Origin of the sequence: Bordetella muralis (assembly GCF_965139205.1) — a bacterium.
Classification (GTDB): Bacteria; Pseudomonadota; Gammaproteobacteria; order Burkholderiales; family Burkholderiaceae_B; genus Bordetella_A; species Bordetella_A muralis.
Map to the genome: position 1 here is coordinate 22,265 of NZ_CBCSIU010000030.1, position 24,160 is coordinate 46,424.

Genomic DNA, 24,160 nt, shown 5'->3' on the forward strand with positions numbered 1-24,160 from the left:
TTTTTCAGGCCGACTTTACATGTACATTCCGCCGTTTACGTGCAGCGTTGTTCCCGTAATGTAACCTGCCTGCGGTCCGGACAAAAAGGCCACGGCATGAGCAATGTCCGTCGGCGAGCCTAAACGGCCCAGCGGAATCTGCTGCAACAGTGCCGCCGTCTGGGTTTCGCCCAGAGCGCGAGTCATGTCAGTATCAATGAAACCGGGCGCCACGCAATTGACGGTCACGTTGCGGCTGCCGAGCTCGCGTGCCAATGCACGCGACATCCCTGCAACGCCGGCTTTGGCCGCCGCGTAGTTGGCCTGACCGGGGTTGCCGCTGGAGCCCACCACAGAGGTCACATTGATGATGCGGCCCCAACGGGCTTTCATCATGCCGCGCAATACGGCGCGGGACAGGCGAAACACCGAAGCCAGGTTGGTATCGATCACCGCAGACCATTCCTCGTCCTTCATCCGCATGGCGAGATTGTCGCGTGTAATGCCGGCGTTATTGACCAGGATGTGAGGGCCACCCTCGGGCGCCTTGCTCAAGGTGTCGATCAGCGCATCACAAGCCTGCGCGTCGGTAACGTCCAGCACGACACCGCGACCGCCCAGCGGCGCAAGCGCTTCGCCGATGGCCTGGGCGCCGGACTCGCTGGTGGCTGTGCCGACGACGATGGCGCCGCGCTGTGCGAGTTCTAAGGCAATGGCCTTGCCGATACCGCGTGTGGCACCCGTGACCAATGCCACTTTGCCCTGCAATTCTGCTGATTGTTTATCCATATCCGTTTCCGTAATGACTGGCGATCGGTACGCAGAACGGCCTCAGGCCTGTCCTAACGTCGCCAGAGCGGCCTCGAGAGAGGCCGGATCGGTGATCGAAAGCCCGATGAGCTCGCTGTCGATACGCTTGGTCAGCCCCGCCAGTACCTTGCCAGGGCCGCATTCGACGACGTGAGTGACGCCTTGTTCCTTCATGGCGCGCAAGGTTTCCACCCAGCGCACAGGATGCCATGCCTGGCGCACCAGCGCATCCCGGATGGCGTCCGGCTCGCCAGGCGCAGCAACATCCACGTTGTTGATGACGGGCACCTGAGGCGCCAATACGGAGGCTTGCGACAAAGCGCTGGCCAGCACCTCGGCAGCGGGCTTTAGCAAGCTGGAGTGAAATGGCGCCGATACAGGCAGCGGCAAGGCACGCTTGGCGCCTGCAGCCTTGGCAGCCTCGCAGGCGCGTTCGACGGCGGCCTTGTGGCCGGCGATCACGACCTGGGCAGGCGCATTGAAATTCACAGCTTCGACGATTTCGCCCTGGGCAGCCTGAGCACAAGCAGCACGCACCGCATCGTCATCCAAGCCCAGGATCGCGGCCATGCCTCCCGTGCCAACGGGCACAGCGGCTTGCATCGCATCGGCGCGCACACGCACCAGGCGCACGGCGTCCTCGAGAGTCAGCGCGCCGGCAGCCGTCAAGGCGGCGTATTCGCCCAGGCTATGGCCGGCCATCAGCGCCGGCAGCGGGCCGCCGGCAGCACGCCAGGCAGCGTATACGGCAACGCCTGCCGTCAACATGGCGGGCTGGGTGTTGATAGTCAGATTGAGCTGATCCGCAGGACCTTGTGCAATCAAGGCGCCGAGATCCTGGTCGAGTGCCTGACCCGCACGGGCAATGACATCGGCCACAGCAGCGTTACCGGCCCAGACATCGAGCATGCCGACCGACTGCGAACCCTGGCCAGGAAACACAAACGCGATTTTCATGATGGAAGTATCAACAGATTTCAGATTTGGGAGAATACCCGACATCGGGCGACCGCTGAGGTTGCCACCGCCCTCGTGGCGCAGGCAACACATGGACGTGCCGCACTACATGCGCGCCAGCACCGAGCCCCAGGTAAAACCGCCTCCCACGCCCTGCATCAACACCAGTTGCCCCGGCTTGACTCGCCCGTCACGGCGCGCGGCATCCAGCGCCAAAGGAACGCTGGCGGCAGAGGTATTGGCATGGGAATCGACCGTAATGACGACCTTTTCAGTCGGAACGTGCAATTTACGGGCCAGGAAATTCAAAATACGGACGTTGGCCTGATGAGGGATGAGCCAGTCGACATCTGACACGCCCACGCCTGCCTCTGCACATACGTCTCGCGCGGAGCGATCGAGTACCGTCACGGCCTGCTTGAACACAGCCTGGCCATCCATGCGCAGGAACGGATCGCCCACGACGCTGCCATAGGCGACGTTGCCCGCGGCGCACAGGATTTTGGTTTGAGAGCCATCGGCATGCAACTGAGCAGCCAGGATGCCCGGCTGATCCGAGGCCTTGAGAACCACCGCCCCCGCCCCATCACCGAACAACACGCAGGTGCTGCGGTCGTTCCAATCGAGAATGCTGGAAAACACCTCGGCGCCAATCACGAGCGCGCAACGCGCCCGGCCAGCCCGCACAAACGCATCCGCCGTGCTGAGCGCATAGACGAACCCGCTGCAAACGGCCTGCACATCAAATGCAGCCCCGCCTTTGGTGCCCAGATTGGCTTGAACCAGACAGGCGGTGCTGGGAAAGACGAAGTCCGGTGTCGAGGTCGCGACGATGATCAGATCGACATCCGCCGCCTGAACACCTGCATCTACCAATGCACGCTTGGCGGCCTCGGTCGCCAGGTGGCTGGTAGTCACACCACGCTCGGCCAAGTGACGTTGGCGTATCCCCGTCCGCTCAACGATCCATTCGTCGGACGTGGCAATATTACGCGTAGCCAGCTCGGCAGCCAGCTCGTCGTTGGACACGACCCGCTCGGGCAGAAAACTGCCAGAGCCCGCGATCACGGCATATGTCATTGCATTACCCATCAAACGGTATCTCCGGCCGTTTCGGACGCGCCGGAGGCTGCTTCGCCCATCTGGACGCGCTGAGTGATCAGCGCCACGGTCTGGGCGGTACGTTCTTGCAGTTTACTCACTACCGCCTCGCGCGCACGCTGCAAGGCGAACCCGTACGCATATACGTCAGCCGAGCCGTGGCTTTTGATCACCACACCACGCAGGCCCAACAAAGCAGCACCGTTGTAGCGGCGATTGTCGACGCGGCCGCGCAGGCGGTTGAGTACGGGCTTGGCGATGGCTCCGGCCAGCAGCGTGACCAAATTGCGCTTGAATTCCTCGCGGATCACGCTGGAGAGCATTTTTGCCAGCCCTTCGACGGACTTGAGGACGACATTACCAACGAAACCGTCGCAAACCACTACATCGACGGTGCCCTTGAAAATATCGTTGCCTTCGACGTTTCCGTAGAAATTCAGCGGACTGCGGCGCAAGAGCTCTGCAGCCTCTTTGACGACCTCATTGCCCTTGATGACTTCTTCGCCGATATTCAGCAAACCCACCGACGGATTGTCTCGATGATCGACAGCCTGGGTCAACGCCGCACCCATGATGGCAAACTGCAACAGGTGTTGCGCCGAGCAATCGACGTTGGCCCCCAGATCGAGCACGGTCGTTGCCCGGCCGGTCTGGTTGGGAATGGACGTGGCGATCGCTGGACGATCGATGCCATCCAGGGTCTTCAGCACATAGCGGGAGATCGCCATCCACGCGCCGGTATTGCCTGCGGACACGCAAGCGTCGGCACGCCCGTCCTTGACGGCTTGAGCCGCCAGGCGCATGGACGAATCTTTTTTACGACGTAAAGCGACCTCGACCGGATCGTCCATCGTGACAACCTCGGTCGCGGGGACGATTTCCAGACGATCACGCGGGGCGGTCTTGTGTTCGTTCAAGGCCGCTTCGATAGCGTCAGGCAGCCCGACCAGCAATAGCTTGGAATCGGGGAACTGCCGGGCGAACTCGATCGCGGCCGGAATCGTAACGGGCAGACCGAAGTCGCCGCCCATGCAGTCAATGGCGATACGTATCACAGGTGCAGTACAGCTGCTGCCGTGAGTGCGAAAGCGCTTTTACAGCGGCTTATTCGTCAGCCTTGGTCTTGAGGACCTTGCGGCCACGATAAAAGCCGTTGGGGCTGATGTGGTGACGCAGATGGTTTTCGCCAGTGGTGGGCTCGATCGCGGTCGGCGGGTTGACCAGAAAATCGTGCGAGCGATGCATGCCACGCTTGGACGGGGACTTTTTGTTTTGTTGAACAGCCATGATGACTCCTAGAAACGGGGCGCATTGTACGCGATGCACGCCCGATGTTGACCTAATCTTTACGCTTTAATTGTTCGAGCACCGCGAACGGCGACGGACGCTGGGTGGCGGGCGCCTGCTGCGCGTCGCCGTCTTTGGCCTGTGCGCCCGGGCATACAGGATGCTTGGGCACATATGGAATACTCAAAATGAGCTCGTCTTCGACCTGGGCCAACAGATCAAAACGATGCGAACCCACGACCTTTTCGGGTAGCGAATCTGCAACATCCGGGTCTTGCGCATCAAAGGACAGATCGTCGTCGAGCTCGTCCTCGGACTTGACCAACTGCAATACTGCCTGGGAATCCACTGCAAAAGCAAACGGGGCATTGCACCGCTGACAAATCAGCACAGGATGCGCCTGCACACGCAAGCGCAGGAGCGGCTGACCGGACGCAAAGCTCGTTCCAATCACACCCTTGCCGATTTCGCCCTGGACCGACCAGCGGACCAATCCCGCCTCGCCACTGGGCTGCTCGGGTAACCCCTCGACAGCCCGGGCCAAGCGTACCAGTGGTATCTCGCCCTGAACAAAATCGCCTTGCCTGGCCAGCGCAAACGCGTCGATCACAGTATCCGCCGACACGGACGCGCGCGGCGATGCCGCCCCTGCCCGTTGATTGTCACTCATGCGAACTCCGTAACCCTGTCGTTTTAGCTGTGCTGCACGCATCGCAAAACATATTCTCGCGACCGCAAGCGCAGACATCCCTCAGCGCCCAAAACCGAGGCGCCGTGCAAAAATCCCGCAAAACGTTAGATAATACCGTGACTTACGCCTAACCGTCAAACAACGCATGCCCATTTCCACACCTCGCCTGATCCTGGCTTCGAGCTCGCCATACCGCCGTGAACTGCTGTCCCGGTTGCGCCTGCCCTTTGAGGCAATTTCCCCAAATGTGGACGAAACGCCCCACGAGAACGAGTCCCCTGCGGCACTGGCGCTGCGCCTATCCGTCGACAAGGCCATGGCCATAGCGGCCCAACGACCGGGCTGCATCATCATCGGCTCTGATCAGGTCGCCACCATCGATGGCAATCCGATCGGAAAACCAGGTGATTTTAGCCGCGCGCAGGCCCAACTGCGGATGCTGGCCGGGCAAACGGTAGAGTTCCATAGCGCGCTGGCGGTCACCGATGGCCAACACGTGGAAAAAGCCGATGTCGTCACGCAATGCCGATTCCGCCCGCTTTCGGATGCGGCCATCGACGCTTACCTGCGCGCCGAAGCTCCCTTTGATACGGCAGGCAGCGCCAAAGCGGAAAGCCTGGGCATTGCATTGATGGAATATATCCGCAGCGATGACCCTACCGCCATCATCGGCCTGCCGCTGATCACGCTGACCGGCATGCTGACCACGTTTGGCTTGGACCCACTGACGCATGCGCAGCCCGAGGGACAAGCAGCATGAGCGGCACGCTACACCTCATCCCCGTGGGTCTGGGACCTGCGCAACCCGAGCGCTGGTTACCGGCGGATGCCCGTGCCCTGGCAGGCAGCTTGGACACCTATATCGCCGAAAACGCAAAAACCGCGCGGGCATTTCTCAAACAGATCGGCACGGCGCGCCCGCTGCAGGAAATCACCATCCACACGCTCAGCCCCAAAACGGATGTGGGCCAGATACAAGAGTGGCTGGCCCCCGTGCACAAGGGGCAGGACATCGGCCTCGTATCCGAGGCCGGCTGCCCTGCCGTCGCCGACCCCGGCGCCACGGTTGTCGCCGCGGCGCATCGGCTCGGCATTCATGTCCGTCCCTGGGTCGGACCCTCGTCGATTTTGCTGGGATTAATGGCGAGCGGCCTGGATGGACAGCGCTTTGCATTCCATGGCTACGCTCCTGTCGACCCGGGCGAACGCGCCAAGCAATTGAAAGCCTGGGAGCAGCACTCCGCCCGCCACCACCAGACCCAACTGTTGATCGAAACCCCCTATCGCAACGCCGCCATGTTCGCGACCCTGCTCTCGGCACTGCGCGGCGACACGCGGCTATGCGTCGCCCGATCCCTCACGACAGACGACGAATGGGTACGCACCTACAGCATCGCCGAATGGAAAAAACAGCTCGCGCCGGAACTGGACAAACAGCCGACCTTATTCCTGTATCTCGCTCCGCGCGCGTAAACTCGTCCTAGCCGACGACCGACGGCCCTTGCCACCTGCAATCATCGCCGCTTGCTCAACGCACGTAAGTCCGCCCTATGCCGATACCCCCAAGTTCCCGCTTCGCGCACCCTCGACGCCATCTGGGGCTGATGTGGGCGGGTGCGGTACTCGCCCTGGCGGGCTGCGTGGGGCCCCAGCCCGTGTCTACCCGCCTGGATGTCGATGATTCGATCAAAGCCGTCAGTCACGACAGCCGGGTGCGGTATATCGTGCTGCACTACACCTCGACGGACACAGAGAACTCGCTGAGGCTGTTGGCACAGGGCCAAGTCAGTACCCACTACCTGATCACGGATGACGCACGCCCCCGCATCTACCGCCTGGTCGACGAAACCCAGAGCGCCTGGCACGCGGGAGAAAGCCGGTGGTACAACCAGGTGTCGCTGAACCCCGTATCCATCGGCATCGAACTGGTCAATATCGGCCGTACCGACCTGGCACACGGCCAGACCCGCTGGGCGCCCTATTCCGAACACCAGATCCAGACCCTGATTCTGCTGTTAAAAGATCTGACTAAACGGTACGGCATCCGTGCGGAAAACGTGGTGGGACACAGTGATATCGCCCCTCAGCGCAAAACCGACCCAGGCCCGTTATTTCCCTGGAAGCAGCTCGCCGAAGCCGGCATCGGGCGCTGGTACAACGAAGCGCAGGCCGCCACGAACTGGGTCACCCTGCAACGCCAAGGCACACCCGACGTTGCCTGGTTCCAGGAACGGCTGGCCAAGTTGGGTTACGCGTGCCCCCAGCACGGCCGACTCGATCGCGAAACCCAGAACGTGCTGTCAGCCTTTCAGATGCACTATCGCCCCAGCAACTACGACGGCAAACCCGACGCGGAAACAGGGGCCATCATCATGGCGCTACTTGAGCCGCAGCACTAGACGCCAGCCCAGCAACACGGCCAGGATTGCGCCATAAATCAGGGGTTGCTCAAAATCATTCTTGCCGGACTTATGCCACCACAGGTGCACAACGGCCAGGATACCTATCAGATACACCAGTCGATGCAGCATTTGCCATCGCCGCCCCAACTTGCGGATGGCCCACTGCGTCGAGGTGAGCGCCAATGCGGTCATGCACACGAAAGCCGCAAAGCCGACGGTGATGAAAGGCCGCTCCCATACGTCTTGCAGCATGGCTCCGACATCCAGACCACGATCCCACCACACCCAGGCGACGAAATGCAATGCGCCATAGAAAAAGGCAAACAGCCCACAGGGCCGGCGCAAGCGCACCAGCGCCGGCTGCCTGAGCAAGCGGCGCAAAGGCGTGATCGACAGCGTGACCAACAGACACACTAGCGCCCACGTGCCAGACGAACGTGTCAAAAACTCGATCGGATTGGCGGTCAGGCCATCGTTGAACCCGAGCCAGAACCAGCGTGCCAATGGCAACAAGCCCGCGACAAATAAGAGCGGCTTGAATCGCGCCACCGCTGCCGCGGACCATTGCGCCCGACGCGCAGCAGGCTCAGCCATAGACGCAGTGGCTTTAGTCATAGACACCTATTTTGCCGTCAATAGTTCGCCGTCAAATCCATCCCCTGATACAGCGAGGCGACCTGATCGGCATACCCGTTAAATAACAGCGTCTTGCGCTTGGGCGTGAAAAAACCGCCCTCGCCGATCCGCCGCTCCGTCGCCTGGCTCCAGCGAGGATGAGGCACGTCGGGATTCACGTTGGCATAAAAGCCATATTCATTGGCAGCCGCCTGCATCCACGAACTCGTCGGCTGACGTTCGACCAGACGAATACGCACAATCGATTTAGCCGACTTGAAGCCATATTTCCAGGGCACCGCCAGGCGCATTGGCGCACCGTTTTGATTCGGCAGGACCTTTCCGTATAAACCAAAGACCAGTAACGCCAACGGATGCATGGCCTCGTCCAACCTCAGCGCTTCGACATAGGGCCATTCGAGCACGGGATACCGCAATCCGGGCATATTTTCCCGCTGCTCGACCGTGGTGAACTCCACATATTTGGCGTTACCTGTGGGCTCGACCTGCTTGAGCAAGGTCGATAGCGAATACCCCACCCACGGGATGACCATGGACCATCCCTCGACACAGCGCAGGCGATAGACCCGGTCCTCGAGAGGAGCCAGTTTCAGCAGGGTGTCGATATCAAAGGTTTGAGGACGCAGCACCTCGCCCTCGACCGAGACCGTCCAGGGACGGGTCTGCAGCTTGTCCGCGTATTTTGCCGGCTCGCCTTTGTCGACCCCGAACTCGTAGTAGTTGTTGTACGTGGTGACGTCTTTCCATTCGGTCGGCTTGTCCATGACCGAATAGGCGGGACTTGGCCGGCCGGGCAATTCGGCGCCGCTCTGGGCAAACGCACTGCGCGACGCCCAAGCCGGCAAGCCCGCGGCCGCTGCGGCCATGGCAGCGCGCGCCATCCATTCGCGACGCGACTGCCAAACCGCCTCGGGCGTGATTTCGGACGATGCGGGCTCGTGACGGGGCTTACGTATCAGCATGACCAGATCTCCTGGCGTCGTTCCAGTCGACGCGAAAGATGACAACAGACTAACCACCACTGCAAGCAAACGGCGCCAGGATGCGCATCAGACCCCGATCAAGCCCCGACGCGAGACAATAGCCACTCTCGCAAGGCAGGCACAGTATCGACTACAGCCTGGGGCGTACACCCCAGCAATTCTTGTGGGCTATGAGCACCATAGGCGACCCCCAGACCATGCACGCCGGCATTAGCCGCCATATTCAAGTCATGCGAGGTGTCGCCCACCATGATCACGCGTTCGGGTTCGACATCCAATTCCTGCATGAGTTCATGCAACATGGCGGGATGCGGCTTGCTGAACGTTTCGTCGGCCGTGCGCGTAGCATCAAAGATATCGCGCAAGCCAGTGGCGGCCAACACACGATTGAGCCCGACGCGGCTTTTTCCGGTCGCGACTGCCAAGCGGATTTTCTGGCCGGCCAGTTCGCCCAGCAGAGGCTCTATTCCCTCGAACAACTGCAAATCGGGGTCACGCAATAAATAGTGAATGCGATAACGCTCGAGGAACCGCGGCAACATGGCCTGAGTCAACTCGGGCACCGCACGACGCAAGGCGCTCTCCAGCGACAAGCCAATCACCCAACTGGCCTCCGAGGCGGACGGCACGGGCAGATCCAGATCGCGGCACGCGCCCTGAATGGCGGAAACAATGCCGTTGGTGGAGTCCATCAAGGTTCCGTCCCAATCGAACACCACCAGCGAATACGACGACATGGTTATTGATTCTCCAACTGCTGCAACAGCTTACGGCAGGCCGGCGGCAACTCAGCCGTCAACCTGAGGATCTCGCCGGTCAAGGGATGCGGCAAGGTCAATTGATGGGCATGCAGAAACATGCGATTAAAGCCCTGACGGGCAAATTGTGCCCTCGTCTCATCCACCCCGTATTTCTCGTCGCCAATGATCGGGAAACCGCTGGCCGCCAAATGCACACGGATTTGATGCGTACGCCCACTGCGCAGTTCCGCGTCGACCAGACTGTAACGGCCGAAGCGTTGCCGTAGCGTGACGATGGTATGAGCCGATTGTCCGTCCGGATCGGGGCGCACGCGGCGCTCGCCGGACTGGGTGGTCCATTTGGTCAGCGCCAGCCGAATATGCTGGCGATCATTGACCCAGTCACCTTCGACCAGCGCGAGGTAATGTTTGTCGCCTTTGCCTTCGCGCAGCATGGCGTGCAACGCCAATAGCGCGCTGCGCTTCTTGGCCACCATCAGCAAGCCCGAGGTCTCACGGTCCAGGCGATGCACCAATTCCAGGAAACGGGCCTCAGGCCGCGCCGCCCGCAATTGCTCGATGACACCGAATGAGACGCCGCTGCCCCCATGGACCGCCACCCCGGCAGGCTTGTCGATGACGAGCAAAGCATCGTCCTCGAATACGATGGGAAATTCGCTCCCGGGTACTGGCCTGGCCTCACCCGCCGCCGGCAACCGCAGCGGTGGCACGCGGACCACATCTCCAGCTACGACACGGTAGTCTGCCTGAATACGTCCCTTATTTACTCGTACCTCTCCGCCACGGATCGCCTTGTAGATATGGCTTTTGGGCACGCCCTTGCACAGGCGAAGCAGAAAATTATCGATACGCTGGCCGTCGTGTTCCGCGTCCACCTCGACGAGGCGGACAACGGGTGCAGACGAGGTCGAGACAGGGGTTTCTTTGCGCATTACGGAAAGCGACATATAATCGGGACAGCCTTGAGGGGCTGAACATCGGGGGCTGAACAACGGGGCTGAACAAGCCGCCCGGCGTAGAGATGCAACAACGCGTCTCCGTCGAGCGCGCGGGCCGTCATTGTACCGCTGCCTGCTGGTTCAGCTCCGGGGCCTCTCGGTCGCCGGCGCAACCGCGCTCTGCCGGACGGTGGTGTGGCACTTTTTGCCCGCCGTCCTGGCTGAGTCGTTGCATGCCGCAAGCGGCTCTGAAGCACTGCAAGAATCATCGCGTAATTTAAAGCACCAGGTGCGCGCAGGCTGATCGTTCGCCGCATCTGTTCGTTCACAGCAACCCTTTCCGTCAACCACTTAGTGAAACTGACTCCCCTGCTGACAGAACCACGTGCCCTCTGGCACGATGTGCCCGCCTGACCGGCGGCGGCCTTGCCTGGGCGCAGCCCGGCGGCCGTTTGACGCTTGATTTTCTTGCCCTGCTTCAGTCCGCAGCCCGAGTGGCCCGGGGTCACGCGCCGATATCGGCGCGTCATGACAACGGAGAACACCACTCATGAAGCGCATGCTGTTCAATGCAACGCACCAGGAAGAACTGCGCGTTGCCATCGTCGATGGGCAAAAACTCATCGACCTCGACATCGAAACCGCCGGCCGCGAACAGCGCAAAGGCAACATTTATAAAGGCGTCATCACCCGCATCGAGCCCGGCCTGGAGGCTTGCTTCGTCAACTACGGCGAAGACCGCCACGGCTTTTTGCCCTTCAAGGAAGTCGCCCGCAGTTACTTCAAAGAAGGCGTCGACGTCCGCAGCGCCCGCATCCAGGACGCCCTGCGCGAAGGCCAGGAACTGATCGTCCAGGTCGAAAAAGAAGAACGCGGCAACAAGGGCGCCGCCCTGACCACATTCATCTCGCTAGCCGGCCGCTATCTGGTCCTGATGCCCAACAACCCGCGTGGCGGCGGCGTCTCGCGCCGCGTCGAAGGCGAAGACCGCCAGGAACTGCGCGATACGATGGAGCAACTGCAAGTGCCGCAAGGCATGAGCATCATCGCCCGCACCGCCGGTATCGGCCGCAATGTCGACGAGCTGCAATGGGACCTGTCCTATTTGATGCAGCTCTGGACGGCCATTGATTCGGCCGCTCGCGACAATGCCGCCCCCATTCTGATTTATCTCGAGTCCAGCCTGGTCATCCGGGCCATCCGCGACTATTTTTCGCCCGAAATCGGCGAAATCCTGATCGATACCGACGAGATCGCCGACCAGGCTACCGCCTTTATGAGCGTGGTGATGCCGGACAACGTCCAGCGCGTCAAACGCTACCGCGACGACATTCCGCTGTTCTCGCGTTTCCAGATCGAACACCAGATCGAAACCGCCTACTCGCGTACCGTGCAATTGCCCTCGGGCGGCGCCGTCGTGATCGACCACACCGAGGCCTTGGTCGCGGTGGACGTGAACTCGGCGCGCTCGACCCGTGGCGCGGATATCGAAGAAACCGCCCTGCGCACCAATGTCGAGGCTGCCGACGAAGTCGCCCGCCAGTTGCGCCTGCGTGACCTGGGTGGCCTGATCGTCATCGACTTTATCGATATGGAGGACAGCAAAAACCAGCGCGCCGTCGAACAGCGCCTGCGTGATGCCCTGCATTTCGACCGTGCCCGCGTGCAAATGGGCAAGATCTCCCGTTTTGGCTTGATGGAACTGTCGCGCCAGCGACTGCGTCCCGCCCTGAACGAAGGCTCGCACATCACTTGCCCGCGCTGCAACGGCACCGGCGTGATCCGCGACGCAGAATCCAGCGCCCTGCATGTGCTGCGCCTGCTGCAAGAAGAAGCAATGAAGGAAAACACCGCGGCGGTCCACGCCCAGGTGCCGGTTGACGTGGCCACCTTCCTGCTCAACGAAAAGCGTTCCGACATCACCAAGATGGAGGCCCGCCTCAAGGTCAATCTGGTGCTGATCCCCAACAAGCACCTGGAAACCCCGCACCATCATATCGAGCGCCTGCGTCACGACGATCCGCGCCTCGAAGAGCTCAAAACCAGCTTCGACCTGGCCGAGGCTCCGTCGACCGACATGACCTGGGCTCCGAAAGACCAAGAAATCAAGGCGCGCCCCGAAGCCTTGGTCAAGGGCATCACCCCTTCGCAACCCGCTCCCGTATCGACGCCCGCCGCGGCGCCTGCTGCGGCATCGTCCGGCTTCAGTCTGGGCAATCTGTTCAAACGCCTGTTCGGCTGGCTGAGCGGCAGCTCGACCCCGGCCCCGACCGAAACCAAAGACGAACCGAAGCGTGGCAACCAGGCTCGCGGCAAGCGCGGCCAGGACGGCCAGGAACGCCGTGGCGACCGCCAGGGCTCGGATCGCAACCGCCAGCGCCGTAACAACGACGCTCGTCAAGCCTCGGATGCCGGCGAGACGTCCGAAGGTGCAGCTCGTCATCACGTGCGCGGCAATCGCCGTCATGACGACCGTGCAGACCGCCCGGCCCGTGCCGAGCGCGACAATGCGCGCGTAGAGGCCGAGTCCACGGCACGCGCAGAACGCGCCGATCGCGACAACGCCCGTCAAGATCGCGCTCAAGGCTCTGACGTCTCGGCAGACGAGGCACCGCGCGGCAATCGCAATCGCCGCGGCCGTGGTCGCAATCGTCGCGACGACAGCAACCAGCAAGACGTCTCCTTGAACGATCAGGACAACGCACTGACAGCCGGCGCAGCCGTTGCGACAGCTGCCGTCGCTGCTGGGACTGACCAAGCCGTTGCCGCCAACACGCAACGCGTAGCCGACGCAGCGCAAGCGCCGAAGGTAACCGTCTCCGAAAATGCAACGGACGCCGCCGTCACGGACAGCCAAGGGATCGAAGCCGCCACCGAAGGTAGCGATACCGAAGGCACCGGCGATCCGGAACGCAAGCGCCGCCGCCGCCGCAGCCGTCGTGGCCGCCGCAGCCAAGAAGATCAGGCCCTGCAGAGTGCCGACGATCAAGGTAACGACCAAGCCGATGCTGTTGAATCCTCGGACGCACTGGCTACGCAGGCCTCGTCTGCGGCTGACGCCGCCACAGCAGCAGCCGACGCCGCTCAGGCCGCGACTGCAGCACAAGACATACCGTCCGCCGTTCAACCGGCTTCGCAAGCTACGACGCCGTCGGAATCCGCCGTACAGCCGCTGACCGCAGCGACAGCAGCAGCGGCTGCGGCAACGGCAGCAGCCGCTGCAACGACCGCGGCAGCCGCCGCTGCCGTGCGCAACGCCGCCGCTGCCGAAACGGCCAAACCCGTTGACACCCTCTCCGCGGCGACGACTGAGCAACCGGCGACGACCGAACCTGCCGCGGCGAACGTAGCACCGGCTCAACCCGCAGCAGGCGAAGCCCCGGTCATCGCAGCAGCAGACCAGGCCGGAACGACCGAAGCACCCGTCCAAACGGCGGCGATCAAGGCGGAGCCCGCTACCGCCACGCCATCGACTGAGGCCGACACGACCACACCGGTGACCACTGCTCCTGTGGCAAGCGTATCAACAGCGACCGAAGCTGTGGCCTCCGCGCCTTCGGCACCGGCCCCTGTCCACGAGCCTGCGAGCCCTGAGGCTGCTCCCACTGCGTCCGAGCCTGTCGCCCCGGTGGCGGTCCCGGCCGGCCTCGCGGATGCGACAGCAACAGAGGCTCTAGCCAGTGCCGCTGCGCCCCAGGCCCCGGCAGCCACCTCGGTAGCCGCAGCGAGCGAAGCCGCTGCAACGCCCGCTCCGGCGGCCGCTGCGCCCGTCGCTCAAGCCCCTGCTACGGCCGCTGCCGCAGCGTCTGCGGCTTCGCAACCCATCGTCGTACCGGCAGCACCGGCCACGTCGAACCAGTCCTTGCACGACGTCGTGCACGCGGCGGGTCTGAAATGGGTAGAAACCGATCCGGAACGCCATGCGCAGACGCAGCAACGTATCGCTGCCGGCCATGTCCCAGCCCGTCTGGGCCGCGAACGCAAGCCGGTCGCCCCGGCCTCGAACGCCCCCTTGGTGCAAGTGGAAACGCAGCGCCAATAAACCAGCGTCACGCGAGCCCCAAAAACGCCGGCAGCAATGCCGGCGTTTTTTTATTGCTGACCACCTCCGCTCATTCAGAGACGGCGCAAAAAACAAAACCCCGGCCGAAGCCGGGGTTGCGCGTTATCAGGTCCGCTGCGACATAGCCCGCACAGACGGCGGCAAGCGCATTGAACAAGGCAGGGAACTACCCTGCTTCACCAAACATCAGAACTGATACGTGTACGTCAACTGCAAGATATCCAGACCCGGGTTCGGGCGTTTGATGCTGGCATTGGAAAAATGCGAATAACGCAGACCCAAGCGGTTGTTCGGCGTGACCAAGAAGCCCAAACCGAGGTGATCGCCAAATTGGTATGCCGTACTGATATTCTCGTCTGCAAACCTGGTGTGCGTGAATAATGTCGCGCCGATACCCGCCTCGACATAGAAACGATCGCTCATCCACCAGCGGAACATCGGAATCGCATTGAACTGCCAGACGTGGCTCGGATCACGCGAACCATTGGCAGACCAATAGGCCGCACCGAACTCGCCGTTCAGGTCAATATGACCCCAATTACCGCCAAATCGATACAACTCGAGGGAGGGGGTTTCGTACACCAACTCGGCGCGCGAATAATGGTCGCCCACGCCATAATGCAGGCCAATGCCGCCCTGGCTTTGAGCCTGGGCCGAGCACGCCAGGCCAGCCAACGACAAGGCAGCCGCAGCTGCCAGCATGTTTTTATTATTGAAACTCAGCATGAAAGCTCCTGAATGGGGTGCGCCATTAAGTTATCAGAAATTCGGCAATTGTCTGCAACCTATGTATGACCCAGACAACAGTTCTCTAGGAAAATCCGACATCTCGTGGTGAATACCGGGCGCATTCCTGTTCAATATGGAAATATCGCCCGAGTATCTCGCGCCACCGGTATCGCCTATCTGGCACAACAAAGCGTCAAGCGGCGACGACGTCTGCAGGCTGATCCGTGAGCAACGCCAACAGACGGGCAATTTCCTCGCGCAGCTGACGCCGGTCAACCACCATATCGATGGCGCCCTTTTGCAGCAAAAACTCCGCTCGCTGAAACCCCTCGGGCAATTTCTCGCGGACGGTCTGCTCAATCACACGCGGACCGGCAAAACCGATCAATGCCTTAGGCTCCGCAATCACGACATCGCCCATAAAAGCAAAACTGGCCGATACGCCGCCCATGGTCGGGTCGGTCAAGACACTGATGAATGGCAGCCCCGCCGCGGACAGACGCGTCAACATGGCGTTGGTCTTGGCCATCTGCATCAGCGACAGCAGGCTTTCCTGCATCCGTGCGCCGCCCGAGGCCGCCACACAAATGAAGGGGGTCTTGTTGTCCAGCGCCGCCTGGGCTCCGCGCGCAAAGCGCTCACCCACGACCGAGCCCATCGAGCCGCCCATGAACTCGAACTCAAAGCAGGCCACCACTGCCGGCACGCCGCGAATGGCGCCGCTCATGACTACCAGCGCATCAGTCTCGCCGGTTTGCTTCATAGCTTCTTGGACACGTTCAGGATACTTGCGCGTGTCCTTGAATTTGAGCGAATCCACCGACCGCGTGGTCTGGCCGATCTCGACCCGCCCCTCGACGTCCAGCAACGAATCGATGCGAGCACGCGAACCAATGCGCATGTGATGATCGCATTTGGGGCACACATGCAAGTTGGCAGCGAGGTCTTCGCTGTAGAGCACTGACTCGCAAGACGGACACTTGACCCAGAGGCCTTCGGGTACACGGCGTGCACCACTGTCATTTGTCTTGTTGATACGAGGAGGCAGGAGTTTATCAATCCAGCTCATTGTCTTTTTCCATGAGGAAACCGCGCGCCAGCCTCAGGCCGGGGCGCCGTCTCGTTTGACTTGGTCGAGTGCCTGACGGATACCGGCCAGCCACTGGCTGGCGGCGGTAACGGCAGACTCGGTCTGTTGGCCGGCGGGCGCAGAGGCAACCGCCTGTTCCAGGGTTTCGATCAGTTTGGAACCGATGACCACGGCGTCGGCCTTGCCGGCAATGCGCTGGGCGCTCTGCGCGTCGCGAATGCCGAAGCCCACGCCCACCGGAATGCGAACGTGCTGCTTGATCAACGCCACGCGTTCGGCCACATCATCCGTGTTCAGGCTGCCAGCCCCCGTCACGCCCTTGAGCGAAACATAGTAAACGTAGCCACGCGCAACACGTGCCACCGCTTTGATGCGTTCCTCGGTCGAGGTCGGCGCCAACAGGAAAATCGGCGCGACGCTGCAGGCCTCGAGTTGGCCGGCAAAGGCATCGACCTCTTCGGGCGGATAATCGACGACCAGCACGCCATCGACACCGGCAGCCTGAGCGGCTTGGGCAAAGGCCGCCTGGCCCATGCGTTCGATCGGGTTGGCGTAGCCCATCAACACCACTGGCGTCTCGGCATCATCGCGCCGAAACTCGGCAACCAGCTCCAGTGTCCGGCGCAGTCCCACACCTTGGGCAATGGCGCGCTCGGCGGCACGTTGGATCACCGGCCCATCGGCCATGGGATCGGAAAACGGTACGCCCAACTCGATGATGTCGGCGCCCGCTTTCGTCAGGGCATGCATCAGAGGCACCGTGGCGCTGGGTGAAGGATCACCCGCAGCAATATAGGGAATCAACGCAGCGGCGCGCCCGGATTCGGCCACACGGGAAAATGCTGCTGCGATACGGTCGGTTCGGCTAGTCATGGTGTCAGAACTGAATGCCCGCGCGCTCGGCGACGGTGTGCATGTCTTTGTCGCCACGGCCCGACAAATTGACCAGAATGATTTTGTCTTTCGAGAGCGCAGGCGCCATTTTCACGGCCTGAGCAATGGCGTGCGAAGACTCCAGCGCGGGCATGATGCCCTCGATGCGGCAGCAATCATGGAAAGCCGCCAAGGCCTCTTCGTCGGTAATTCCGACATAGTCGGCACGGCCGCTATCTTTCAGCCAGGCATGCTCGGGGCCGACTCCCGGATAATCCAGGCCCGCCGAGACAGAATGCGTGTCCAGGATCTGGCCGTCCTCGTTCTGAATAATGTACGTGCGGTTGCCGTGCAACACCCCCACCTGCCCGGCAGCCAGCGATGCCGCATGACGGCCCGTTTCCATGCCGTCACCGGCCGCCTCGACACCGATCAGCTTGACGTCTTCGTAGGGGATATAGGGATGGAAAATGCCCATGGCATTCGAGCCGCCGCCCACCGAGGCCAGCACGTAGTCCGGCTGGCGGCCGGCGTCCAGAGGCATTTGTTGCAGGCATTCGTTGCCGATTACCGTCTGGAAATCACGCACCATGCGCGGATAGGGATCGGGCCCGGCCACCGTGCCGATGATGTAGAACGTGTTTTCGATGTTGGTCACCCAGTCGCGCATGGCTTCGTTCAGGGCGTCTTTCAGTGTGCGTGACCCCGACTCGACCGGCACGACGGTCGCGCCCAGGAGCTTCATGCGATAGACGTTGGAAGCCTGGCGCCGGACGTCCTCGCTACCCATGTACACCACGCATTCCATACCGTAGCGGGCCGCGACAGTGGCCGTCGCTACACCGTGCTGGCCAGCACCGGTCTCGGCAATGACGCGCGGCTTGCCCATGCGGCGAGCCAGCAGCGCCTGGCCAATGCAATTGTTGACCTTGTGGGCGCCGGTATGGTTGAGATCCTCGCGTTTGAACCAGATCTGCGCGCCGCCCAGCTCGCGCGACCAGCGCTCGGCATGGTAGACCGGGCTGGGGCGTCCGACAAAGTGCTTGAGCTCGTAGTTGAACGCCTCAATGAATGCAGGATCGACGCGGCAGCTGTCGTACGCGGCACGCAGCTCGTCGAGCGCATGCATCAGCGTTTCAGCTACGAACACGCCACCATAGGGGCCGAAATGGCCCTGGGCATCCGGAAGATCGTAAGAATTCACCAAGTTTCTCCTGGGCAGGAGGCGAACACCGCATTCGCCGCTCAACCCGTTTCGCAACCCATTATTTTACCCGAGCGCGCCATAGACGCCGAAACGATGGGGGCCGGTCCGCCCGCGAGGGGGCGATAGGGTCCGTACGCAGGCGGACAGCCTCGGCAGGATCGGCAAGGTACAGCGCCTGGCCAATGCCGCCTCAGCAGGCGGGAATGGTCAACTGTCGCAACCTGGCGGCCAAGCCACCCTGGTCAGAACCCATGCCAGGCGGACCCGCCACCCACGCTCGCGTCTGAACAATCACTGCTGCGCAGACTACGCCAGCGATTGCCCCAAACGACGCAGAAAATTCTCGCAGGCGGCCAACTGGTCCAACGCCACGAACTCATCCGGCTTATGAGCCTGCTCGATATGTCCGGGGCCGCAGACTACGGTGGGAATCCCCAGTCCCTGAAACAGGCCCGCCTCGGTGCCATAGGCAACCTTGCGCGTGGCACGATCATCAGTGAGCGCACGCACCAGTTGCGTAATCGCTGCCGCCTCGGAGGCATCCAGGCCGGGAGCCTGGGCACCCGTTTGAATGTCAATGCGCGCGCCGTCAAATTCCGCGCGCATGGCGGGCAGGAGCGTTTCTTGCACATAGCGTTCGATTTCCGCCTGAATCTCATCAGCCGGGGTACCCGGCAAATTACGAAACTCATAGGAAAACTCGCAACGCTCCGGAATCGTGTTCACGGCGATGCCACCCTGAATCAGATTGGTCGTCAGCGTCGAATACGGCACGTCGTAAAACTCGTCGTACGGGCCTTTGGCCTTGAAGGCGTCGGCCACCTCGCGAATCCGGCAAATCAACCGGGCCGCGTATTCGATGGCATTGCAGCCGCGCGGGGTCAACGACGAATGCGCCGCCTTGCCTTGAACGCAACAGCGAAACAGATTGATCCCCTTGTGCGCCACCACGACCTGCATTCCTGTGGGTTCGCCCACCACACACCCATCCGGCCGAATACCGCGATCGAGCAACTCGGCCAACATGACGGGAGCGCCTACGCAGCCGACCTCTTCGTCATAGGAAAACGCCAGATGAATGGGTTTTTTGCGCGGCATGGCCAGGAACTCGGGCACCAACGCCAATGACGCCGCGATAAAACCTTTCATGTCGCAGGTGCCGCGGCCATACACCAGGCCGTTGGATTCCGAGAGCGTAAAAGGATCGGTAGACCAATTCTGTCCATCGACCGGCACCACATCGGTATGCCCCGACAGCACAATGCCTCCCTGCTCACCGCCGTCACTGGCCGGCAAGGTAGCAAAGAGATTGGCCTTGCTGCCATCGCTGTTATGTGCCAACCACGCTTGCACCCCTTGCGCCTTGAGGTTGTCCCTCACGGTTTCGATCAAACCCAGATTCGAATTGCGGCTGGTGGTATCGATCCCCACCAAGGTTTCAAGCCAGGTGCGCGTATCCATGTGATGGCCCTCTAGGAGTAAAGCATCAGTGTAGGCGAGAAATCGAAGATTTCCAGCCGGCCGCACCCCGCCCCCGCCTAATATCGAACCGCAGAACTCACGCCGGACACTTCGGACAGTGCCGCCAATGCCTTGTTCAACGACTCTCCGCCGCGCACCTCGACCGTAAAAATCATGTGCGCCAATGACTGGCGGCTTTGTGTATTCACGCCCACCACATTCATCCTGAGACGCGCAAACACCTCGGACAGATCTCTGAGAAGCCCCGGGCGATCACGGGCGTGGACGCTGATATCCACAGGGTAAAACGTCTCGGCGGTGTCGCCCCAGGCGACATCGATAATCCGCTCTGGTTCACGCTCGGCCAACGCCTGATAACTACGGCACCCCTTGCGGTGAATCGACACGCCGCGCCCACGGGTCACGAATCCGGCGATCTCGTCCGGCGGTGCCGGGCGGCAGCAGCGCGCCAACTGCGTGAGCAGCGACCCCACGCCTACGACCAGCACCCCGCTTTTTCCGCTGCGGGCCGCGCTGTCCGCGCTATGCGCATGGGCCAGGTCCGACGCGTCGGGTTCGGCCTCAGGCGCGGGCTCCTGAAACACCGCGTCGATCTGGCGCAGACTGAATTCCTCTTTCGCTGCAGCCACATACAAATCGTCGGCCCGCGCAAACCCCAGATTTTGCGCCAATTGTTCCAGATTGATCGCCGTCTTGCCCAGGCGCTGCAATTCCTTTTCCACCAACGCCTGGCCGGTATTGATGCGCTGCTGCAGCTCAATGGCGTTGAACCACATCCGCACTTTGGCGCGCGAGCGCGGGCTGGCCAAAAAGCCCAACTGCGGATTCAGCCAATCGCGTGACGGGCCGCCAGATTTGGCAGAAATGATCTCCACCGTCTGGCCCGTCGCCAAATGTGTCTGCAGCGGCACCATCTGGCCATCAACGCGTGCGCCGCGGCAGCGATGTCCCAGATCGGTATGCAAATGATAGGCAAAGTCCACAGGCGTCGCCCCCTCGGGCAACTCAATCACGCGAGCCTGAGGAGTCAGCACGTAAATACGCTCGTCGCGCACCCGATTGGCCGCGCCTGCCGTCTGAGCGTCACATGCGCCGCGCGCGCCCGCCTGCGGCGCCTGTGTGCCCGAGGCTTGATTTGCGTCGCCTGCCTCGATATCGGTATTCCAGGCCAACAACTGCCGCATCCACGACAACTGGCGATCATAATCACTGGATGCCGAGACTTGGCCGCCCTTGGCTCCCGCCTCTTTATAGCGCCAGTGCGCCGCCATCCCATACTCGGCAAACTGATGCATCTCGCGGGTGCGGATCTGCACCTCGAACGGCCGGCCATCATCGTCCGTCACCACCGTATGCAGCGAGCGATAACCGTTAGGCTTGGGTCGCGAAATGTAGTCGTCGAATTCCTCGGACAGCGGTGTCCACATATCGTGGATCATGCCCAGTGCCGTATAGCAATCGCGCACATCGTCCACGATCACACGCAACGCCCGCAGATCATAGAGTTGTGAAAACTCCAGCCCTTTGAGGCGCATCTTGTTCCAGATACTGTAAATATGCTTGGGCCGCCCGCTCACCTCGGCGGTAATTCCGGCCTTGGCCAACGCCGATTGCAAACGCTCGATCGCCGCCTCGATAAAGGCCTCGCGTTCGACCCGTTTTTCTTCCAGGAGCTTCGCGATCTGCTTATAACGATCGGGCTCGAGAAAACGGAACGACAAATCCTCCATTTCCCATTTGACCTGCCAAATGCCCAGGCGATTGGCCAGCGGCGCATACAGATCCATGGTTTCTCGGGCGAACGCCACCGAGCAGGGTTCTTTCGAAGCCGCGTGCCAACGTAGCGTCTGCAAACGCGAGGCCAGGCGCATCAGCACAATGCGCAGATCGGCCGCCATGGCCAGCAGCATTTTGCGCTGCATTTCTTTTTGGTCGCCAGTGTCGGCTTCGCTGTCGCTCGCGTGACGGGCGACCAGCCCCAGACGCAACAGTGCACGCGCCCCTTGTACCAGACGGGCGATCTCTGAGCCGAACTCGGTTGCCAGCGGATCATTGCGCAGGGGCGGAGCCGGCGCCGACAAATCGGCAGGCAAGGCCGCCAACAACGCCGCAATACGTGTTGCAACATCCGTCTGCAGCCCTGCCAAAATGCGCACCACCCCCGCCCCGTGAGTAGCCAGGGGCTCACCGGACGCAGCGCGCTGATCAGCGAACTGGGGCAAGGCCCAAGCGACAGCATGCTCGATGCGCGCGGACGCGTCGGCGTCCAGGCCGGCCCCAGCCATCTGGTGCCACGCGTCGTCAAAAGGCGAGAACGCATCAGAATCAGGAATCACGGACATCGCAAACGAAACGGACCAGCAGGCTAAGAAGCGGAAATTTCCTACACTCTACACTAAGCCCAGGCGTGGTGACGGCTCTCCCACGCGGTTGATAAGGAATTTTGACTCATGTTGCGATGGCTCAAAGGCCGGGGCGCAGCCGCCTCGGCAGTCGCCCAGATGCAAGCTCGCATTACGCCAGAACTGTGGCGCGACGTTCTGCAAGCCTATCCCTTTCTGGCAACCCTCGGTGCCGCAGAAGCCGAACAACTGCAAGCGCGCGCGGCCTGGCTTCTGGCCAGCAAGACCATGAACGGAGCACGCGGCCAGATGCTCAGCGACTTCATGCGCTTGTCTATTGCCGCCCAGGCCGCCCTGCCTATTTTGAATTTATCGCCCACCCTCTACGAAGGCTGGGACGAAATCATTGTCTACCCTGAAGGTTTCAGCATCCCGCGCACCCACCAGGACGATGCCGGCGTCGTCCACGAATACGACGAAGAAGCCGCGGGCGAGGCCTGGGAGGGAGGCCCCGTCATCCTGTCCTGGGCAGACACCTTGCCTGGCGATACTGCCTTTAACGTCATCATTCACGAGTTCGCCCATAAACTGGACCTGTCCTCGGGAGACGCTGACGGCATTCCCGACCTGAGCGCTCATCCCGGCCTGTCCCCGCGCACGTGGCACGGTATTCTGAGCAGCAGCCTGGACCAATTCACCATCGCCCTGGACACGATCGAGGCTGCCATCCCCGGCGACATCGATCCCGAAAGCGAAGCAGCCGCCCCCTGGTACAGCCAACTGCCTCTGGACCCCTACGCCGCCACCGACGAGGCGGAATTCTTCGCAGTCAGTTCCGAACATTTTTTTGTCGATCCTGCCCCGTTGGCCCTGGCCTTGCCTGATTGGTACGAATTGCTGCGTGCCTACTATCGCCAAGATCCGTTGGCGCGGGCGGCAGACAGAGGGCCGCACTCTCCTGAAGCGCCCGCGGAACAGCCCGGACATTCCTGATACCCGATCATTCGCCTTTCGCCTTTCATTTTCACAGAGCGCCCGCTATCGCTGCACACAGAGCCCTGCCATGAAACACCTCCTCATCATCTGGCATTCCCGCACCGGCTATGCCGAACAAATGGCCCGGGCGTTGGCGCGTGGCGCTGGCGACGCCGCCCAGGCGCTGGAACAAGTTGCGAGCTTGCAAGTACACCTCCGGCGTGCACAGGACACGTCCCCTGACGACCTGCTCAATGCCGACGGCTATCTGTTCTGCGCCCCTGAAAACCTCGCCAGCCTCACTGGCGAAATGAAAGAATGCCTGGACCGCTGCTACTACGGCGTCCTCGACCACATCCAGGGCCGTCCCTATGCGGCTGCCATCAGCGCCGGCACAGACGGCACAGGCGCCGCACGCCAACTCGAACGCATCTGCACCGGCTGGCGCCTGAGGGCCATCGCGCCGCCCCTCATAGAACGCAACGGCGCCCAGACGCCGTCAGCCATCCTGGCCCCCAAGACCGCGCCTGAAGACGCACTCTCCCGCTGCGAGGAACTCGGCGGCCTGCTGGCGGCTACTTTGCTGACGGGTGAACTTTGATCGAGGCCAAGCAGATCTTCCAACTGGCACCACGCCACCCCGTCGCATGCCCGGACCGATCGCTTGAGGGGGACGCGCAGGGCGTCCCCCGAAAGCAGCACCGCAAGATCTTTCTCTCTTCCCGGGCGCTGCAAAAAAACGCCAAGCAAGAAAGTCGTGCCAGCGATGCAGAGAATTCTAGTTGCTGCCAGTCGAGCCGAGGCAATCGGCCCGGCCGGGCGCCTCAAAGTCGAGTGGAGCGGACGTCGAAGGG

22 protein-coding genes are annotated in these 24,160 nt (G+C 61.8%); 6 read left to right on the plus strand and 16 right to left on the minus strand.

Going from position 1 to position 24,160, the window contains the following annotated elements:
* Positions 1-15: 15 nt before the first annotated feature.
* From fabG to ACNA0I_RS24645, 6 genes are all read right to left on the minus strand, one after another.
* Positions 16-768 (minus strand): 3-oxoacyl-ACP reductase FabG, encoded by a 753-nt coding sequence (fabG, locus tag ACNA0I_RS24620; protein WP_415808653.1) that lies wholly within the window; start codon positions 766-768, stop codon positions 16-18.
* Positions 769-810: 42 nt separating this feature from the next.
* Complete coding sequence (fabD, locus tag ACNA0I_RS24625; protein WP_415808655.1) at positions 811-1,746, minus strand: ACP S-malonyltransferase; 936 nt, start codon at positions 1,744-1,746, stop codon at positions 811-813.
* Positions 1,747-1,851: 105 nt separating this feature from the next.
* Positions 1,852-2,838 (minus strand): beta-ketoacyl-ACP synthase III, encoded by a 987-nt coding sequence (locus ACNA0I_RS24630; protein ID WP_415808656.1) that lies wholly within the window; start codon positions 2,836-2,838, stop codon positions 1,852-1,854.
* Entirely contained in the window at positions 2,838-3,902 is a 1,065-nt protein-coding gene (gene plsX / locus ACNA0I_RS24635; RefSeq protein WP_415808657.1) for a phosphate acyltransferase PlsX, read from the minus strand. The genes ACNA0I_RS24630 and plsX overlap by 1 nt, the downstream gene beginning before the upstream one ends.
* Positions 3,903-3,951: 49 nt before the next feature.
* Complete coding sequence (gene rpmF / locus ACNA0I_RS24640) at positions 3,952-4,134, minus strand: 50S ribosomal protein L32 (protein ID WP_094820226.1); 183 nt, start codon at positions 4,132-4,134, stop codon at positions 3,952-3,954.
* A gap of 52 nt (positions 4,135-4,186) precedes the next feature.
* Entirely contained in the window at positions 4,187-4,804 is a 618-nt protein-coding gene (locus tag ACNA0I_RS24645; protein WP_415808658.1) for a YceD family protein, read from the minus strand.
* A 166-nt stretch (positions 4,805-4,970) separates the two neighbouring features.
* On the opposite strand from ACNA0I_RS24645, the gene ACNA0I_RS24650 reads away from it, so the two are divergent.
* The 3 genes from ACNA0I_RS24650 to ACNA0I_RS24660 all read left to right on the plus strand — a co-directional run bounded on the left by ACNA0I_RS24650 (position 4,971) and on the right by ACNA0I_RS24660 (position 7,224).
* The gene (locus ACNA0I_RS24650; RefSeq protein WP_415808659.1) at positions 4,971-5,585 is read left to right on the plus strand and encodes a Maf family nucleotide pyrophosphatase; all 615 of its coding nucleotides are present in this window, start codon (positions 4,971-4,973) and stop codon (positions 5,583-5,585) included.
* Positions 5,582-6,298 carry an SAM-dependent methyltransferase gene (locus ACNA0I_RS24655; RefSeq protein WP_415808660.1) on the plus strand — a complete coding sequence of 239 codons (717 nt, stop codon included), beginning with the start codon at positions 5,582-5,584 and terminating at the stop codon, positions 6,296-6,298. Before ACNA0I_RS24650 ends, ACNA0I_RS24655 begins: the two co-directional genes overlap by 4 nt.
* A 131-nt stretch (positions 6,299-6,429) precedes the next feature.
* Positions 6,430-7,224, plus strand: a complete 795-nt coding sequence (locus tag ACNA0I_RS24660) for an N-acetylmuramoyl-L-alanine amidase (RefSeq protein ID WP_415808674.1) — start codon at positions 6,430-6,432, stop codon at positions 7,222-7,224.
* On the opposite strand, the gene msrQ is transcribed toward ACNA0I_RS24660, so the two are convergent.
* The 4 genes from msrQ to ACNA0I_RS24680 form a co-directional block, all read right to left on the minus strand.
* Positions 7,204-7,821: a protein-methionine-sulfoxide reductase heme-binding subunit MsrQ gene (msrQ, locus tag ACNA0I_RS24665; protein WP_415808675.1), complete on the minus strand. Its 618-nt coding sequence runs from the start codon at positions 7,819-7,821 to the stop codon at positions 7,204-7,206. The genes ACNA0I_RS24660 and msrQ overlap by 21 nt on opposite strands.
* Positions 7,822-7,859: 38 nt before the next feature.
* The gene (msrP, locus tag ACNA0I_RS24670) at positions 7,860-8,825 is read right to left on the minus strand and encodes a protein-methionine-sulfoxide reductase catalytic subunit MsrP (RefSeq protein ID WP_415808661.1); all 966 of its coding nucleotides are present in this window, start codon (positions 8,823-8,825) and stop codon (positions 7,860-7,862) included.
* 98 nt (positions 8,826-8,923) lie between these two features.
* Entirely contained in the window at positions 8,924-9,583 is a 660-nt protein-coding gene (locus tag ACNA0I_RS24675) for an HAD family hydrolase (RefSeq protein WP_415808662.1), read from the minus strand.
* Positions 9,584-9,585: 2 nt separating this feature from the next.
* Complete coding sequence (locus ACNA0I_RS24680; protein WP_415808663.1) at positions 9,586-10,554, minus strand: RluA family pseudouridine synthase; 969 nt, start codon at positions 10,552-10,554, stop codon at positions 9,586-9,588.
* Between the two features lie 541 nt (positions 10,555-11,095).
* Between ACNA0I_RS24680 and ACNA0I_RS24685 the strand changes: the two genes are divergently transcribed.
* Positions 11,096-14,587, plus strand: coding sequence for an Rne/Rng family ribonuclease (locus ACNA0I_RS24685; RefSeq protein WP_415808664.1), 3,492 nt, complete (start codon positions 11,096-11,098; stop codon positions 14,585-14,587).
* A gap of 207 nt (positions 14,588-14,794) precedes the next feature.
* Here ACNA0I_RS24685 and ACNA0I_RS24690 read toward each other — a convergent pair whose 3' ends face one another.
* The 6 genes from ACNA0I_RS24690 to ACNA0I_RS24715 form a co-directional block, all read right to left on the minus strand.
* The gene (locus ACNA0I_RS24690; RefSeq protein WP_415808665.1) at positions 14,795-15,334 is read right to left on the minus strand and encodes an acyloxyacyl hydrolase; all 540 of its coding nucleotides are present in this window, start codon (positions 15,332-15,334) and stop codon (positions 14,795-14,797) included.
* A gap of 196 nt (positions 15,335-15,530) precedes the next feature.
* On the minus strand, positions 15,531-16,406 hold the full coding sequence (gene accD, locus ACNA0I_RS24695) for an acetyl-CoA carboxylase, carboxyltransferase subunit beta (protein ID WP_415808666.1): 876 nt from the start codon (positions 16,404-16,406) through the stop codon (positions 15,531-15,533).
* Between the two features lie 33 nt (positions 16,407-16,439).
* Entirely contained in the window at positions 16,440-17,300 is an 861-nt protein-coding gene (trpA, locus tag ACNA0I_RS24700) for a tryptophan synthase subunit alpha (protein WP_415808668.1), read from the minus strand.
* A 4-nt stretch (positions 17,301-17,304) separates the two neighbouring features.
* Complete coding sequence (gene trpB / locus ACNA0I_RS24705; protein WP_415808669.1) at positions 17,305-18,504, minus strand: tryptophan synthase subunit beta; 1,200 nt, start codon at positions 18,502-18,504, stop codon at positions 17,305-17,307.
* A gap of 309 nt (positions 18,505-18,813) precedes the next feature.
* Entirely contained in the window at positions 18,814-19,968 is a 1,155-nt protein-coding gene (gene argE, locus ACNA0I_RS24710) for an acetylornithine deacetylase (RefSeq protein WP_415808670.1), read from the minus strand.
* 77 nt (positions 19,969-20,045) lie between these two features.
* Entirely contained in the window at positions 20,046-22,331 is a 2,286-nt protein-coding gene (locus ACNA0I_RS24715) for a RelA/SpoT family protein (RefSeq protein WP_415808671.1), read from the minus strand.
* A 108-nt stretch (positions 22,332-22,439) separates the two neighbouring features.
* Between ACNA0I_RS24715 and ACNA0I_RS24720 the strand changes: the two genes are divergently transcribed.
* Both ACNA0I_RS24720 and ACNA0I_RS24725 read left to right on the plus strand, forming a co-directional pair.
* Positions 22,440-23,324: a M90 family metallopeptidase gene (locus ACNA0I_RS24720; RefSeq protein ID WP_415808672.1), complete on the plus strand. Its 885-nt coding sequence runs from the start codon at positions 22,440-22,442 to the stop codon at positions 23,322-23,324.
* A gap of 70 nt (positions 23,325-23,394) precedes the next feature.
* The gene (locus tag ACNA0I_RS24725) at positions 23,395-23,907 is read left to right on the plus strand and encodes a flavodoxin family protein (protein WP_415808673.1); all 513 of its coding nucleotides are present in this window, start codon (positions 23,395-23,397) and stop codon (positions 23,905-23,907) included.
* Positions 23,908-24,160: the final 253 nt, after the last annotated feature.

Excerpts from the sequence above, each read along its gene's own strand:
- fabG (WP_415808653.1), bottom strand. The coding sequence starts at position 768 with ATGGATAAACAATCAGCAGAATTGCAGGGCAAAGTGGCATTGGTCACG.
- fabD (WP_415808655.1), bottom strand. The coding sequence starts at position 1,746 with ATGAAAATCGCGTTTGTGTTTCCTGGCCAGGGTTCGCAGTCGGTCGGC.
- ACNA0I_RS24630 (WP_415808656.1), bottom strand. The coding sequence starts at position 2,838 with ATGGGTAATGCAATGACATATGCCGTGATCGCGGGCTCTGGCAGTTTT.
- rpmF (WP_094820226.1), bottom strand. The coding sequence starts at position 4,134 with ATGGCTGTTCAACAAAACAAAAAGTCCCCGTCCAAGCGTGGCATGCAT.
- ACNA0I_RS24645 (WP_415808658.1), bottom strand. The coding sequence starts at position 4,804 with ATGAGTGACAATCAACGGGCAGGGGCGGCATCGCCGCGCGCGTCCGTG.
- ACNA0I_RS24650 (WP_415808659.1), top strand. The coding sequence starts at position 4,971 with ATGCCCATTTCCACACCTCGCCTGATCCTGGCTTCGAGCTCGCCATAC.
- ACNA0I_RS24655 (WP_415808660.1), top strand. The coding sequence starts at position 5,582 with ATGAGCGGCACGCTACACCTCATCCCCGTGGGTCTGGGACCTGCGCAA.
- ACNA0I_RS24660 (WP_415808674.1), top strand. The coding sequence starts at position 6,430 with ATGTGGGCGGGTGCGGTACTCGCCCTGGCGGGCTGCGTGGGGCCCCAG.
- msrQ (WP_415808675.1), bottom strand. The coding sequence starts at position 7,821 with ATGGCTGAGCCTGCTGCGCGTCGGGCGCAATGGTCCGCGGCAGCGGTG.
- msrP (WP_415808661.1), bottom strand. The coding sequence starts at position 8,825 with ATGCTGATACGTAAGCCCCGTCACGAGCCCGCATCGTCCGAAATCACG.
- ACNA0I_RS24675 (WP_415808662.1), bottom strand. The coding sequence starts at position 9,583 with ATGTCGTCGTATTCGCTGGTGGTGTTCGATTGGGACGGAACCTTGATG.
- ACNA0I_RS24680 (WP_415808663.1), bottom strand. The coding sequence starts at position 10,554 with ATGTCGCTTTCCGTAATGCGCAAAGAAACCCCTGTCTCGACCTCGTCT.
- ACNA0I_RS24685 (WP_415808664.1), top strand. The coding sequence starts at position 11,096 with ATGAAGCGCATGCTGTTCAATGCAACGCACCAGGAAGAACTGCGCGTT.
- ACNA0I_RS24690 (WP_415808665.1), bottom strand. The coding sequence starts at position 15,334 with ATGCTGAGTTTCAATAATAAAAACATGCTGGCAGCTGCGGCTGCCTTG.
- accD (WP_415808666.1), bottom strand. The coding sequence starts at position 16,406 with ATGAGCTGGATTGATAAACTCCTGCCTCCTCGTATCAACAAGACAAAT.
- trpA (WP_415808668.1), bottom strand. The coding sequence starts at position 17,300 with ATGACTAGCCGAACCGACCGTATCGCAGCAGCATTTTCCCGTGTGGCC.
- argE (WP_415808670.1), bottom strand. The coding sequence starts at position 19,968 with ATGGATACGCGCACCTGGCTTGAAACCTTGGTGGGGATCGATACCACC.
- ACNA0I_RS24715 (WP_415808671.1), bottom strand. The coding sequence starts at position 22,331 with ATGTCCGTGATTCCTGATTCTGATGCGTTCTCGCCTTTTGACGACGCG.
- ACNA0I_RS24720 (WP_415808672.1), top strand. The coding sequence starts at position 22,440 with ATGTTGCGATGGCTCAAAGGCCGGGGCGCAGCCGCCTCGGCAGTCGCC.
- ACNA0I_RS24725 (WP_415808673.1), top strand. The coding sequence starts at position 23,395 with ATGAAACACCTCCTCATCATCTGGCATTCCCGCACCGGCTATGCCGAA.